This is a genomic window from Nonomuraea sp. NBC_00507 (assembly GCF_036013525.1).
Lineage (GTDB): Bacteria > Actinomycetota > Actinomycetes > Streptosporangiales > Streptosporangiaceae > Nonomuraea.
Window position 1 is genome coordinate 6,851,718 of record NZ_CP107853.1, and the last position, 14,258, is coordinate 6,865,975.

The window sequence follows — 14,258 nt, forward strand, 5'->3', positions numbered from 1 at the left end:
TGTGACATATTACTGGGGGAGGTGGTCATGTCCGACGTCATCGTCGTCGGCGCCGGTGTCGTGGGGGCGGCGTGCGCCTACTACGCCGCGCGAGCGGGACTCGACGTGACCGTGATCGACCGTGGGCCCGTCGCCGGCGGCACCACCGGCTCGGGCGAAGGCAACGTGCTGGTGTCGGACAAGGAACCCGGGCCGGAGCTGGAGCTGGCGGTGCTGTCCAACCGGCTCTGGCGCACACTGGCGGAGCACGGCGGGTTCGAGTTCGAGGCCAAGGGTGGGCTGGTCGTCGCCGAGACTCCCGAGATCCGGCGGCAGCTCGAGGACCTCGCCGCCAAGCAGGACGTCGACCACGCCGTCGTGGCGAGCGACGCGCTGCGTGACTACGAGCCGCACCTCGCGCAGGGGCTGGCCGGCGGCGTCTACTACCCGCAGGACGCCCAGGTCCAGCCCATGCTGGCCGCCGCCACCCTGCTCAAGCAGGGCGCCGACACGTTTGGGCGCGCCAGGCTTCGCCTGCGGCTCGGGGTCGGGGTGACCGGGTTCATCCGCTCGGGGGAGCGGGTGACCGGCGTGCGGACGACGCACGGCGACGTGCTCGGCGACGCGGTGATCAACGCGGCCGGCACGTGGGGCGGCGAGGTGGCCGCGTTGGCGGGGGTGCGGCTGCAGGTTCTGCCCAGGCGCGGGTTCATCCTGGTCACGGAGCCGTTGCCGGAGCCGCTGATCAGGCACAAGGTCTACACCGCCGCCTATGTCACCAACGTGGCCAGCGACTCGGCAGGGCTGGAGACGTCGGCCGTGGTCGAGGGGACGGTGGCGGGGACGGTGCTGATCGGGGCGAGCAGGGAGCGGGTCGGGTTCGACCGGACGACGTCCGTGCCGGTGCTCGCCCGGCTGGCGGCGCAGGCGGTCGCGCTCTTCCCGGTGCTGCGGGGCGTGCGGGTCATCAGGTCCTACTGCGGTTTCCGGCCGTACTGCCCCGACCACCTGCCTGTCATCGGCGCCGATCCGCGCGTGCCCGGGCTCTACCACGCGTGCGGGCACGAGGGCGCCGGCATCGGGCTCGCCCCGGCCACCGGTCACCTGCTCGCCCAGGTTCTCACCGGCGCCCGGCCCGACCTGGACCTGCGCCCTTTCCGCCCGGACCGCTTCCCCGAGGAGGCTTCTTGACCGTCCGCCCGTTCTCCATCACGGTCGACGGCCGGTCCGTGCCGGTCGTGCCCGGCCAGACGATCGGCGCGGCGCTGCACGCGGCCGGGATCCGCTCGTGGCGCGCCACCCGGTTCGGCGGGCGGCCCCGCGGGCTGTTCTGCGGGATCGGGGTGTGCTTCGACTGCCTGATCTCGGTCAACGGGCGGGCGCCTGAACGCGCCTGCCTGGCCGAGGCCGCGCCAGGGGACGAGGTGACGACCTCATGACGTACGGCTCAGCCGGCGGGCGGGCGGGCGACCGCGGGACGTACGACCTGGTGGTCGTCGGCGGCGGGCCCGCCGGGGTGGCGGGCGCGCTCACGGCGGCGCTGGCCGGACTGCGGGTGGCGCTCCTGGATTCCTCGGCGCGGCTCGGCGGCCAGTACTTCCGGCACACCGTCGTGCCCGGCCGGGCGCCGGGGCTGGACCGGTTCCTGCGGCAGGCGCGCGCCCTGAGCGACCGGGCCGAGGTGCTGTCGCGGCACCAGGTGTGGAGCGTGGCCCGCGAGCCGGACGGCGACCTGCTCGTGCACGCCGGCTCCCCGGACGGGCGTTCGGTCGCCGTGCGGGGGCGGCGGCTGCTGATCGCCACCGGCGCGTACGACCGGCCGCTGCCGTTCCCCGGCTGGGACCTGCCCGGCGTGCTCACGGCCGGAGGCGCGCAGGCGCTGCTCAAGGGCAACGGCGTGGTGGCAGGCAGGCGGATCGTCGTCTCGGGCACCGGGCCGTTCCTGCTGCCCGTGGCGACCGGGCTGGCCGCGGCAGGGGCGAAGGTGCTCGGCGTGTTCGAGGCGGGCGGGGCGCTCGGGCTGGCCAGGCATCCGCTGCTCGCCCTCGGCAAGGCCGCGGAGGCTGCCGGGTACGCGCTGAGCCTCGCCCGGCACCGGGTGCCGTACCTGACGCGCCACGCGGTCGTCGCCGCCCACGGGGAGCGCGAGGTGGAGGCCGTCACCGTGGCCCGCCTCGACCCGCGGTGGAACGTTCTCGACACCCGGATCGTCGAGTGCGACACCGTGGCGACGGGATACGGCTTCGTGCCCCAGATCGACCTGGGCGTGCAACTCGGCTGCGGGACCCGGCGCGACGTGGACGGCAGCCCCGTCCTGGAGGCCGACTCCGCCCAGCGCACCACCGTGCCCGGGGTGTGGGCGGCAGGCGAGCCCACCGGTGTGGGGGGATGGCGGCTGGCCGAGCTCGAGGGCCGCATCGCGGGCCGGTCCATCGTCGCGCACACCCGCCGCCGCCCGCCCGGAGCGGCGGGGGTCGAGTTGATGGCCGGCGAGGTCGCCGGGGCGCTGTCGCGGCGGCGGGATCGGTGGCGGGCCTTCGGCGCGGCGTTGCAGCAGGCGTACCCGGTCCGGGCGGGCTGGCAGGGGTGGCTGCGGGACGACACGCTGGTGTGCCGGTGCGAGGAGGTGCCGCTGGCGCGCGTCCGCGAGGCGCAGGAGCTCGGCGCCACCGACGCGCGCTCGATCAAGCTGCTGGCCCGGCCCGGGATGGGCTGGTGTCAGGGCCGCATCTGCGGGTACGCCGTCGCCTGCCTGGCCGGCGAGCCGCAACAACCGCCTCGCCGCCCCATCGCCCAGCCCATCACCCTCGGCGCCCTCAGCGAGGCCGCCGGACCTGGCGACGACCTCGCCACGAGCCGCGCCGGCGATCCCGGCGAGCCGGCCACGAGCCGCGCCGACAAACCCGACGATCCCCTCGCACACTGAAACACCCGACATGGAGGACTCCTGATGGAACATCGCAGCAAGCCATGGCACGGCGTCATGGTCGCCACCGCGCTGCCCCTGCGTGACGACCTGTCCGTCGACTTCGACGGTTACGCCGCGCACTGCCGCTGGCTGGTCGACAACGGCTGCGACGGCGTCGTGCCCAACGGCTCGCTCGGCGAATACCAGACGCTCACCCCGCAGGAGCGCGCCCGCGTGATCGAGACGGCGGTCGAGGCCGTCGGGGGCCCGAACGTGATGGCCGGGGCCGGCGCGTACGGCGCCGCCGAATCGCGCCGCTGGGCCGAGCAGGCGGCCGAGGCGGGCTGCGGCTCGGTCCTGCTGCTGCCGCCCAACGCCTATCGGGCCGACGAGCGGGCGGTCCTCGCGCACTACCGCGAGGTCGCCAAGGCCGGGGTGCCGATCGTGGCCTACAACAACCCGTACGACACCAAGGTGGACCTGACCCCCGCGCTGCTGGCCAAGCTGCACGAGGAGGGCCTGATCGTGGCCATCAAGGAGTTCAGCGGGGACCCGCGGCGCGCGTACGAGATCGCCGAGATGGCGCCCGAGCTGGACGTGCTGATCGGCTCCGACGACGTGCTGCTGGAGCTGGCCGTGGCCGGGGCGGTCGGCTGGATCGCCGGTTACCCCAACGCCCTGCCCGCCTCCAACGTGGCGCTCTACCGCGCCGCCGTGGCCGGTGACCTCGCCACCGCGCTGCCTCTTTACAGGAAGCTGCACCCTCTGCTGCGCTGGGACTCCAAGACGGAGTTCGTCCAGGCCATCAAGCTGTCCATGGACCTCGCCGGCCGGTACGGTGGCCCGTGCCGGCAGCCCAGGCAGCCGCTCACCGACGAGCAGGCCGCCGTCGTGCGGGCCGCGACCGAGAAGGTCTTGGCGGAAGGGCTGAGATGAGGACCAAGCGGGTTTTCCACGCCGTCGACTCCCACACCGAGGGCATGCCCACCCGCGTGATCACCGGTGGGGTGGGCGTGATCCCCGGCGCCACCATGGCCGAGCGGCGGATCTACTTCCGCGACAACCTCGACCACATCCGCACCCTGCTGATGACCGAGCCGCGCGGCCACGCGGCCATGAGCGGCGCCATCCTGCAGCCGCCCACCCGGCCGGACGCCGACTTCGGCGTGCTGTTCATCGAGGTGTCGGGGCTGCTGCCGATGTGCGGGCACGGCACGATCGGCGTGGCCACCGTGCTCGTCGAGACCGGCATGGTCGAGGTCGTCGAGCCGGTCACCACCGTGCGCCTGGAGGTGCCGGCGGGGCTGGTCGTGGTGGACGTGGCCGTCGAGGACGGCATGGCCATGTCGGTGACGCTGCGCAACGTGCCCTCCTACAGCGACCGGCTGGACGCCGTCGTCACCGTGCCCGGGTTCGGGGAGATCCGCTACGACCTCGCCTACGGCGGCAACTTCTACGCCATCGTCGACCTCGACTCCTACGGCCTGCCCTTCGACCGCAAGGCCAAGAACGAGATCATCGCGGCCGGTCTGGCCACCATGGAGGCGATCAACGCCGCCGACCAGCCCGTGCACCGCGAGGACGACCGCATCCGCGGCTGCCATCACGTCTACTTCGCCGCCCCCGGCTCCGACGCCCACCACTCGCGGCACGCCATGGCCATCCACCCCGGCTGGTTCGACCGCTCGCCGTGCGGCACCGGCACCAGCGCCCGCATGGCCCAGCTGCACGCCCGCGGAGAGCTGCCGCTCGGCCGGGACTTCGTCAACGAGTCGTTCATCGGCACCCGCTTCATCGGCCGCCTCCTGGAGGAGACCACCGTGGGCGGCGCGCCGGCCGTCGTGCCGTCGATCACCGGCCGCGCGTGGATCACCGGCACCGCCCAATACTTCCTGGACCCGCGCGACCCGTTCCCCGCGGGGTTCGAACTATGACGATCACCACCGTCGACTACCACACCGGTGGCGAGCCGTTCAGGATCGTCACCGGGGGCGTGGCCGAGATTCCCGGCACCGACGTGCTGTCCCGCCGCGCCGCTGCCATGGAGGGCTTCGACGACGTGCGGCGGCTGCTGTGTCACGAGCCGCGCGGCCACGCCGACATGTACGGCTGCTTCCTCGTCCCGCCGAACGATCCCGGCGCCCGCTTCGGCGCGCTCTTCTGGCACAAGGACGGCTTCTCCACCGCGTGCGGGCACGGCACGATCGCGCTGGGGGCGTACGCGGTGCAGGAGGGCCTCGTCGAGGCCGACCCCGACGGCGACACGGACGTGGTGATCGACGTGCCGTCCGGACGGGTCACGGCCCGGGTGCGCAGCTCCGGCAGCCGGGTGAAGGGGGTCACGTTCGTCAGCGTGCCGTCGTACGTGATGGCGCGTGACGTGGCCGCCGGCGGGGTGAAGGTGGACGTGGCGTGGGGCGGCGCCATCTACGCGTCCGTCCCGGCCGGGGCGCTGGGGGTGTCGGTGGAGCCCCGGCACCTGACGGCGCTGATCGAGCACGCCCGGCGCATCAAGGCCGACCTGGCCGGCCACCCGGCGTCCCGGCATCCTTCCGACGAGCGGCTGTCCGGCGTCTACGGCGTGATCTTCTACGACGAGCTGCCGGACGTGGACGGCATGACGCATCAGCGGAACGTGACGGTGTTCGCCGACGGGGAGGTCGACCGCTCGCCCTGCGGGTCCGGCACGGCGGCCCGGCTGGCGCTGCTGCACGACTCCGGGCTGCGCGGGACGCTGGTCCACAGCAGTATCGTCGGCAGCGTCTTCCGGGCTCGCGTGGCCGGCGTGGCCGGCGAGGGTGTCGTGCCGGAGATCGAGGGGATGGCGTACCGGACCGGGCGGCATTCGTTCGAGCTGGATCCGGAGGATCCGATGGGAACGGGGTTCACGCTGCGATGACCGACGCTCTGCCGTACCTCGACGCCTCCACCCTGGAGCGGCTGCTGCCCGTGGGGCGGGCCGTGCGGATCCTCGAGGACGCGCTGCGGGCCGGGCTCGACCCGGAGGCCACGCCGCAGCGGCCCGTCGTGGACGTGCCGGCCGGGCAGCTCCTCCTCATGCCCGCTGCCGCCGGGCGGTACGTGGGGGTGAAGGCCGTCACCATCGCGCCCGGCAACCCCGGGCGGGGGCTGCCCCGGATCCAGGGGACGTATCTGCTGCTGGACGGCGACACGCTCGCGCCGCTGGCCGCCATGGACGGGATCGCCATCACCTCCCTGCGCACCCCGGCCGTCTCCGCCCTTGCCGTCCGCCACCTGGCCGAGGCGCGTGGCGGGAAGCTGGTGGTGTTCGGGAGCGGGCCCCAGGCCTGGGGCCACGTGCTGGCCTTCCGCGAGGTCCGGTCCATCACCGAGGTGACGGTCATCGGTCGCGACCTGGCCCGCGCCGAGGCCCTGGCCACCCGCTGCCGCACCCTCGGCCTCCCCGCCCGCGCCCTCGCCTCCGGCCCAGCCGGTCCGGCGTCTGCGCCTGTCGGCTCCGCCCCCACAGCCCGCAACCATGCACCTGCCGGCTCGGCCGATGCACCCTCCAGCGCCGGTGCGCCCAACGCACCCGTCGCCTCACCGAGCCTGCCGACCGCGCCGACCGGACAGGCGCCGGACAGGGCGACGGGGGAGGCGTCGGACGCACCGGTTGGGCGACGTCCCGCAGTCGCGGCCGGTGCGTCCGCTCATGGGCCGGTCGCCTCGCGGGGGGCGCCGGATCCGGTGACCGGAGGGCGGGAGCGCGGCGCTGACCACATGTCAGGTGCCGCCGGAGCGCACGACGACGTCGTGGCGGAGGCGGTGGCCGAAGCCGATCTCATCGCGTGCTGCACGACCGCCAGAGAGCCCCTGTTCCCCGGTAAGCTCGCCCGCGACGGCGTCACCGTCGTCGCCGTGGGCTCCCACGAGCCCGGCGCCCGTGAGCTCGACGGCGACCTCATCGCCCGCGCCACCGTGGTCGTCGAGGCCAGGGCGGCCGCCCTGGAGGAGGCCGGGGATGTGATCATCCCGATCCGCCACGGTACGATCACCTCTGGTCATCTCGCCGGAAACCTCGCCGAGCTGATCGCCGGACAAGTGATCGCCGGTCCGGGGCCACGCGTGTTCAAGAGCACGGGCATGGCGTGGGAAGACCTGGTGATCGCGGCCGCCGCGTATGAGGCGTGGATTTAGGAGGATGGGCGGATGCCTGCCGAGGATCGGCTCGACCTGCCGATGGTGGGGGAGCGTCAGAGCCTGCGCGAGCAGGTCGCGCACGCGCTGCGCGCCGCGCTGATCACCGGCGAGATGCGGCCCGGGGTGGTCTACTCCGCGCCGGTGCTGGCCGCCCAGTTCGGCGTCTCGGCCACGCCGGTCCGTGAGGCCATGCTCGACCTGGCCAAGGAGGGCCTGGTCGAGGCGGTGCGCAACAAGGGCTTCCGGGTGACCGAGCTGTCCGACCGCGACCTCGACGAGCTCACCGAGATCCGCCAGCTCATCGAGGTGCCCACGGTGGCGCGGCTGGCCGACAGCTCGCGGGCGGAGGAGTTCGAGCGGCTCAGGCCCATCGCCGAGGAGATCGTCTCGGCCGGCGAGCGCGGCGACCTGCTCGCCTACGTCGACGCCGACCTGCGCTTCCACGTCGAGCTGCTGACCCTGTGCGGCAACGCCCACCTCGTCGAGGTCGTCCGCGACCTGCGGACCAGGGCCAGGCTCTACGGCCTGTCGCAGCTGTACGAGCGCGGCGTGCTGGGCGACTCGGCCAGGGAGCACCTGGCGCTGCTCGACGCGCTCAAGAGCGGCGACAGCGAGGCCGTCGCGCACGTCATGGGCGAGCACATCGGGCACGTGCGCGGCATCTGGGCCGAGCACTGACTTCCGACATTCGGGGATCGGGCACGCCTCGATCGAGGTAACCTCGATGCAGGCCGGTTGAGCGCGCTGACGCCCAACGGCCGGCAGACCGCCCCCTCCACCCGCGCCGGACGGGCTATTCGCGCGTGCCGGGGACCGGCGAGGGACGGCATCAACCCCGGTCCAGCGGAACCCCGCACTCCGCTGACCCTCCGCGGGCTCGGCACACCCCGCCCACCGAGAGCCGAGCCCTCCGCCGCGCGCCCGAGAGGCCCCATCCCTGGGCGCGCGGCGGTCCTCCTATTTCTTCGCCTTCTTGGTCGAGCCCAGGCTGGCGGCCACGACGCACAAGATCGCCGCCCACTGCTGCACGTGCAGGATCTCGCCGAGCAGCAGCAGCCCTATCATCGCCGCCACCGCCGGCTCCAGGCTCATCAGAATGCCGAACACATGCTTGGGCATGCGCCGCAGCGCCTGCAGCTCCAGCGAGTAGGGGATCACCGACGACAACAACCCCACGCCGAGCCCGATCAGCAGCAGCTCCGGCTGCAGCAGGTCGGCCCCGCCCGTCGTGACCCCGACCGGGGCGATCACCAGGGCGGACACGATCATCGCGAACGACAACCCGGTCGTCCCGGGAAACCGCTGCCCCGCCGCCGCCGACAGCAGGATGTAGCCCGCCCAGCAGGCCCCGGCCACCATCGCGAACGCGATGCCGACCCAGCTCACCGACGCCGACTCGCCCCACGGGGCCAGCAGCACCACGCCGGCTCCGGCCAGCCCGACCCACAGCAGGTCGATCCTGCGCCGCGAGGCCGCCACGGCCACGCCCAGCGGACCGAGGAACTCGATCGCCACCGCGATGCCCATGGGCAGCCGCGACAGCGCCTCGTAGAACGACAGGTTCATCACGGCCAGCGTCACGCCGAAGCCGATCCCCACCGCCCAGTCGCGCCAGGCCAGCCCCTTCAGCCGGGGCCTGATGAACGCCCCCATCACCAGCGCGCCCGCCGCGATGCGCAGGAACACCACCGCGCTCGGCGGCAACACCGCGAACAGCTCCTTGGCGAATCCGGCGCCGATCTGCACCGAGACGATCCCCAGCAGCACCAGCGAGGACGGCGGGATCGAGTCGGAGGCCGCCCGCAGCAGGCGCCCCGGCCGGGGCAGGCCGGAGCCACGATCGAGGGGCTCGTCCAGGGCGAAGGCGGTCATGGGGCTCCTCGGGTGAAACATCAGATGGTGGGTTGAGCCTACTGATGGCCGGTGACATTCCTGGACTTAGGGTGGTGCCACATGGAAGCCCCCGCCGCCCCCGTGAGCCTCGCCCGGCCTCCGCTGGGCCTGTCCGTCGCCTCGTTCGTCAGCAGCTTCGACCGCTTCGCCGTGAGCCCCATGCTCGTGGTGATCGCCGCCGACCTGCGTGTCCCGCTGTCGGCGTCGGTGGCCGCCGCCAGCGGCTACTACCTGGCGTATGGGCTGACGCAGCCGCTGTGGGGCGTGTTGTCGGACCGGTTCGGCCGGGTGCGGGTGATGCGCCTGGCGTTGCTGGGCGCGGCCCTGGCGGGGCTGGTGTCGGCGCTGATGCCGGTGCTGGGAGCGCTGGTGGCGGCCAGGGTCGTCACGGGCGCCTGCTTCGGCGCGGTGATCCCGACGGGCCTGACCTATGTGGGCGACACGGTCCGGCCCTCGGTACGCCAGCGCGCCCTGACGGACCTGATGGGCGCCGCCGCGCTCGGCACGGCCCTGGCCACGGGGCTCGGTGGCGTGCTGGCGGGTCTGGTGGACTGGCGGGTGGGGTTCATCGTGCCGGCCGCCTGCGCCCTCGTCTGCACGCTGGCCCTGCGCTCGCTGCCCGAGCCGCCGCGCGGCAGCGGGCGCGGGGGGCTCGGGATGGGGCGGTACCTGGGCATGGTGCTCGGGCAGCGCTGGGCCCTGCTCGTCTTCGCGCTGGCGTTCACCGAGGGCGCGATCATGCTCGGCACGATGCCGTTCCTGGCCACCGCGCTGGAGCACTCGGGGGTCGCGGCGGCCGTGGCCGGCCTGGGCATCACCGCGTACGGGCTGGGGTTGTGGGCGCTGGCGAAGGTGGTCAAGCGGCTGTCGGGGCGCTGGCCCGTGCCCGTGCTGATGGCCGTGGGCGGTGCGCAGATGTGCGCGGGGCTCGCGCTCGTGGCCGCCCACGTGAGCATGGCGACGGTGGCCGTCACCGCGCTGCTGCTCGGCGGCGGCTGGTCGTTCCTGCACTCCTCGCTGCAGACCTGGGCCACGTCGGTGGTGCCGGAGGCCAGGGGGACGACGATCGCGTTCTTCGCCTCCGCGTTGTTCGTCGGCAGCGCGGTCGCGTCGTGGGCGGCCGGGCCGCTGGCCGAGGACGGCCGATATGCGCTGCTGTTCGGAGTGGCCGCGGCCGCCGTCGTCCCGCTCACCGCGGTGGCCGCCCTCACCCGCCGCCGCTACGGCGCCCTCCAGACCGAGCGCCCCCGGCCGCAGCCCGAGTGAGGCCGCGTCACTCCCAGCGGAACGTGCGGGAGACCAGCGCCAGCGACAACACCGCCCAGGCGGCGAGCACGGCCAGCGGGCCGAGCGGCAGCGCCGCGCCCTGGGCGAGCACCGAGCGCAGGCCGCCGGTGAGGGCCGAGATGGGCAACAGCTCCAGGACCGGCCGCACCCCCGCGGGGAACTTCGACAGCGGGAAGATCACCCCGCCCGCGCCCAGCAGCACCAGGTAGACCAGGTTGGCCGCGGCCAGCGTCGCCTCCGCGCGCAGGATGCCGGCCATGAGCAGCCCGAGCCCGCTGAAGGCCGCCGTGCCCAGCACGATCAGCAGCGCCGCGCTCACGAACGACCCCTGCGGCCGCCACCCCAGCGCCAGCCCCACGGCCACGATCATCACGACCTGGATGCCCTCCACGGCCACCACGGCCGCGGTCTTGGCCAGCATGAGCCCGGCCCTGGACAGCGGCGTCGCGCCCAGCCGCTTCAGCACGCCGTAGCGGCGCTCGAAACCCGTCGCGATGGCCTGCCCGGTGAAGGCCGTGGACATGATCGCAAGCGCCAGCACGCCGGGGGCCAGGAAGTCGATCCGCCGCCCGCCGCCGACGTCGATCAGCGGCGCCAGCGAGAAGCCCACCAGCAGCAGCACAGGGATGATCAGCGTGAGCAGCAGTTGCTCGCCGTTGCGCAACATCGCGCGGACCTCCGCGCCCGCCTGCGCCAGCACCATCCGATGGAACGGCGCCGCGCCGGGCGCGGGGGTGAAGTCCAGCGGGGCCGCCCCGCCGGGGCCGTGCGCGCTCATCGCAGCTCCCTGCCGGTCAGCTCGAGGAAGACGTCCTCGAGGGTGCGCCGCTCGATGCTCAGGTCGTCGGCCGTGACACCCTCGGCCGCGCACCACGCCGTCACCGTGGCCAGCAGCTCGGGACCCACCAGGCCCTCGATGATGTAGTGGCCCGAGGGCGACTCCTTGGCCGCGCTGCCCGCCGGGAGCGCGTTGAGCAGCTCCTCCAGCCCCAGCCCCGGCCGGGCGCGGAACCTGAGCTGGCGCTCTGCGCCGGTGAGCGAGGCAGGCGTGCCCTCGGCCACCACCCGCCCCCTGTCGATGATCACCACGTGGTCGGCCAGCCGCTCGGCCTCGTCCATGTGATGCGTGGTCAGCACCACCGACACGCCCGCACTGCGCAACTCGCCCACCAGCTCCCAGCAGGCGTGCCTGGCCTGAGGGTCCAGCCCGGCGGTCGGCTCGTCGAGGAAGACCAGCTCAGGCCGTCCGATCACGGCCGCGGCCAGCGACAGCCGCTGCTGCTGCCCGCCCGACAACCGCCGGTAGGGGGTGCGCGCGTGATCGGTCAGCCCCAGGCGGGCCAGGAGGGCCTGGGCGTCGAGGGGCTGGGCGTAGAAGCGCGCCACCAGCCGCAGCCACTGGCCGCAGCGCATCGCCGGCGGCACCCCGCCCGCCTGCAGCATGACCCCCACCCGGGGCCGCAGCTCGGGCTGCTGAGGTGCCAGCCCCAGCACCTTGACCGTGCCGGAGTCGGCCCTGCGGAATCCCTCGCAGATCTCGACCGTGGACGTCTTGCCCGCACCATTGGGGCCGAGGACGGCCGTGACCGCGCCGCGCTCGGCACGGAGTGCGAGGCCGTCGAGCGCCGTGGTGCCGCCATAGCGCTTGACCAGGTCGACGATCTCGACGGCTGGGGATTCCATGGCCATGAGTTTAGGGACTACGCCACGCGGTCCGGCCCGCAGGTGAGGATGGCCGGATATGGACAGGTCTTGACCCGCACGTTCCCCGGAAATCGTCGTACCGGAGTGAGAGTCTGACGGTGAGCCCCACGTCACAGGAGGTTGCAATGTCGCAACGCAGTGGGTATGAGCCCGGTGTCCCGTGCTGGGTGGATCTGTCCAGCACCGACGTCGGCGCATCCGCCCGGTTCTACAGCGAGATCTTCGGGTGGCAGGCCGAGATGGTCGACGATCCGGCGGCCGGCGGCTACGGCCAGTTCACCTACGACGGCAAGAAGGTCGCCGGAGTGGGACCGGTCATGGGCGAGGGGATGCCCTCGACCTGGAACACCTATATGGCCACCGACGACATCGCCGCGCTCGCCGACCGGATCAAGAACGCCGGCGGCACCGTCGTCATGGAGCCGATGCAGATCTTCGAGGAAGGCAGCATGACCGTCTTCCGCGCTCCCGACGGCTCGCACGCGGCCGCCTGGCAGGCGGCTAACCATCACGGCGCCGAGCTGGTCAACGAGCCCGGCTCGTTCTGCTGGAACGAGCTGATCACCCGCGACCCGGCGGCGGCCGAGCGCTTCTACTCCGAGGTCTTCGGCTGGCGGCCCGAGCTGCTGGAGATGGGCGGCGTCAAATACACCGAGTGGCACGCGGGCGAGCCGGCCATCGCGGGCATGATGGAGATGCCCTCCGACTATCCCCAGGGCACGCCCTCGTTCTGGATGACCTACTTCGCGGTCGGCAACCTCGGCGCCACCACCGCGGCGGCCGAGCGGCTGGGCGCGCAGGTGCTCGTCCGGGCGATGGACGCGCCGCCGGGACCGTTCTCGATGCTCACCGACCCGCAGGGTGCGATCTTCTCGGTCATCCAGCTCAACGAACCTCAGTGAAATATCTGATAACCGGGAATTAGGAGGACCGACTCCTGGTTTGATTCTCTCGGCCCTCGTGGGCCACCGGCCTACGAGGGAGAGGGGATCACGCATGTCCGTGGCAGCCGAAGCCACGTCCACCGTCGTTGTGCCGAAGCAGAAGAGCGGCCGCGGATTACTGCTGGTCATCCTCGGCGCGCTGTCGGCGATCGGGCCGCTCTCCATCGACATGTACCTCCCGGCGCTGCCCGCCATCACCTCCGAGATGCTCAGCGCGCCCGCCCAAGTGCAGCTCACGCTCACCGCGTGCCTCATCGGCGTGTCGGTCGGCCAGATCATCGCCGGCCCGGTCAGCGACGTGCGGGGGCGCCGCGTGCCGCTCATCGTGGGCGTGGCCGGGTTCATGCTCGCCTCGCTGCTGTGCGCGTTCGCGCCGTCGGTTCCCATGCTCATCGCCTTCCGGTTGCTGCAGGGCATCCTGGGCGGCGCGGCACTGGTCATCGTGCGCGCGATCGTGCGCGACCTGTACGACGGCGCCGCCATCGCCCGCATCTTCGCCACGCTCATGCTGGTCGGCGGCCTTGCCCCGATCCTGGCGCCGATCGCCGGGGCGCAGCTGCTGTCGTTCACGTCCTGGCGGGGCGTGTTCGTGGCGCTCAGCCTCACCGGCCTGGTGCTGCTGCTGGCCGTGCTGGCGGGCGTGCGTGAGACGCTGCCCGCGCAGCAGCGCGAGGCCGGCGGGCTCAAGCACACCGCCCGCACGTTCTGGCGGTTGCTGCGCGAGCGCGCGTTCATGGGCTACGCGCTCACCGGCGGCCTGGCGTTCGCGGCGATGTTCGGCTACATCTCCGGCTCGCCGTTCGTGCTGCAGGAGGTCTACGGCGCCACACCGCAGCAATACTCGCTCATCTTCGCGCTCAACGCGTTCGGCCTGGTCATCGCGGCGCAGGTGGGCGGCCGGCTCTCGGGCCGGGTGTCGCCGGTCGCGCTGGTCGTGACCGGGCTGGTCGCCGCCCTGACCGGGGCGGGGGTGCTCATGGCCGCCGCGCTCGCGGGGCTCGGTCTGCAGGGCATCGTGGGCGGCTTGTTCGTCATCATGCTCGGCCAGGGTCTGCTGCTGCCGAGCACGGGCGCGCTGGCGCTGGCCTCGCAGCCCCCCCAGGTGGCCGGCAGCGCCTCGGCCCTGCTCGGCGTGCTGCAGTTCGCGCTCGGCGCCCTCGCGGCCCCGCTGGTCGGCCTGGCCGGGGCAGGTACCGCCGTGCCTATGGCGGCCGTCATGCTGGGACTCATCGCCTGCTCGGTGGCGACCTTCGCCGTGCTCGGCCGCCGGCCGCGATCAAATGAGGTTAGGTAAGCCTACCCTGCGTGACAAATTCCATCCCCGGGCTGGTCAGAACCGTTTGGAACCGGGAAGGAATTACGGCACACTGATGTTGTGAAAA

14 protein-coding genes are annotated in these 14,258 nt (G+C 73.1%); 11 read left to right on the forward strand and 3 right to left on the reverse strand.

All coding sequences use genetic code 11. From position 1 onward, the window contains the following. Nucleotides 1–27: 27 nt before the first annotated feature. From OHA25_RS33055 to OHA25_RS33090, 8 genes are read left to right on the forward strand one after another with little or no spacing between them, the layout of a single operon-like run. Nucleotides 28–1,170 carry an NAD(P)/FAD-dependent oxidoreductase gene (locus OHA25_RS33055; RefSeq protein ID WP_327580839.1) on the forward strand — a complete coding sequence of 381 codons (1,143 nt, stop codon included), beginning with the start codon at nt 28–30 and terminating at the stop codon, nt 1,168–1,170. Beyond that, the gene (locus OHA25_RS33060) at nt 1,167–1,418 is read left to right on the forward strand and encodes a (2Fe-2S)-binding protein (protein WP_327580840.1); all 252 of its coding nucleotides are present in this window, start codon (nt 1,167–1,169) and stop codon (nt 1,416–1,418) included. The genes OHA25_RS33055 and OHA25_RS33060 overlap by 4 nt, the downstream gene beginning before the upstream one ends. Further along, complete coding sequence (locus OHA25_RS33065; RefSeq protein ID WP_327580841.1) at nt 1,415–2,905, forward strand: FAD/NAD(P)-dependent oxidoreductase; 1,491 nt, start codon at nt 1,415–1,417, stop codon at nt 2,903–2,905. Before OHA25_RS33060 ends, OHA25_RS33065 begins: the two co-directional genes overlap by 4 nt. Before the next feature lie 24 nt (nt 2,906–2,929). After that, the gene (locus OHA25_RS33070) at nt 2,930–3,823 is read left to right on the forward strand and encodes a dihydrodipicolinate synthase family protein (RefSeq protein ID WP_327580842.1); all 894 of its coding nucleotides are present in this window, start codon (nt 2,930–2,932) and stop codon (nt 3,821–3,823) included. Then, complete coding sequence (locus tag OHA25_RS33075; protein ID WP_327580843.1) at nt 3,820–4,821, forward strand: proline racemase family protein; 1,002 nt, start codon at nt 3,820–3,822, stop codon at nt 4,819–4,821. Before OHA25_RS33070 ends, OHA25_RS33075 begins: the two co-directional genes overlap by 4 nt. Beyond that, nucleotides 4,818–5,786, forward strand: coding sequence for a proline racemase family protein (locus tag OHA25_RS33080; protein ID WP_327580844.1), 969 nt, complete (start codon nt 4,818–4,820; stop codon nt 5,784–5,786). The genes OHA25_RS33075 and OHA25_RS33080 overlap by 4 nt, the downstream gene beginning before the upstream one ends. After that, entirely contained in the window at nt 5,783–7,045 is a 1,263-nt protein-coding gene (locus OHA25_RS33085; RefSeq protein WP_327580845.1) for an ornithine cyclodeaminase family protein, read from the forward strand. Before OHA25_RS33080 ends, OHA25_RS33085 begins: the two co-directional genes overlap by 4 nt. A gap of 12 nt (nt 7,046–7,057) precedes the next feature. Further along, nucleotides 7,058–7,726: a GntR family transcriptional regulator gene (locus OHA25_RS33090; RefSeq protein ID WP_327580846.1), complete on the forward strand. Its 669-nt coding sequence runs from the start codon at nt 7,058–7,060 to the stop codon at nt 7,724–7,726. Between the two features lie 279 nt (nt 7,727–8,005). Here the strand turns inward: OHA25_RS33090 and OHA25_RS33095 are convergent, their stop codons facing one another. Further along, nucleotides 8,006–8,920: an EamA family transporter gene (locus OHA25_RS33095; RefSeq protein ID WP_327580847.1), complete on the reverse strand. Its 915-nt coding sequence runs from the start codon at nt 8,918–8,920 to the stop codon at nt 8,006–8,008. Between the two features lie 81 nt (nt 8,921–9,001). Here OHA25_RS33095 and OHA25_RS33100 point away from each other — a divergent pair, with 81 nt between their 5' ends. Next, nucleotides 9,002–10,207, forward strand: a complete 1,206-nt coding sequence (locus tag OHA25_RS33100; RefSeq protein WP_327580848.1) for an MFS transporter — start codon at nt 9,002–9,004, stop codon at nt 10,205–10,207. 7 nt (nt 10,208–10,214) lie between these two features. Here the strand turns inward: OHA25_RS33100 and OHA25_RS33105 are convergent, their stop codons facing one another. Together OHA25_RS33105 and OHA25_RS33110 are read right to left on the reverse strand one after the other, a co-directional pair. Next, nucleotides 10,215–11,006: an ABC transporter permease gene (locus OHA25_RS33105; protein WP_327580849.1), complete on the reverse strand. Its 792-nt coding sequence runs from the start codon at nt 11,004–11,006 to the stop codon at nt 10,215–10,217. Next, nucleotides 11,003–11,911: an ABC transporter ATP-binding protein gene (locus tag OHA25_RS33110; RefSeq protein WP_327580850.1), complete on the reverse strand. Its 909-nt coding sequence runs from the start codon at nt 11,909–11,911 to the stop codon at nt 11,003–11,005. The genes OHA25_RS33105 and OHA25_RS33110 overlap by 4 nt, the downstream gene beginning before the upstream one ends. Nucleotides 11,912–12,057: 146 nt before the next feature. On the opposite strand from OHA25_RS33110, the gene OHA25_RS33115 reads away from it, so the two are divergent. Then, nucleotides 12,058–12,834: a VOC family protein gene (locus OHA25_RS33115; protein ID WP_327580851.1), complete on the forward strand. Its 777-nt coding sequence runs from the start codon at nt 12,058–12,060 to the stop codon at nt 12,832–12,834. Between the two features lie 94 nt (nt 12,835–12,928). Continuing rightward, entirely contained in the window at nt 12,929–14,170 is a 1,242-nt protein-coding gene (locus OHA25_RS33120; RefSeq protein ID WP_327580852.1) for a multidrug effflux MFS transporter, read from the forward strand. Nucleotides 14,171–14,258 lie beyond the last annotated feature (88 nt).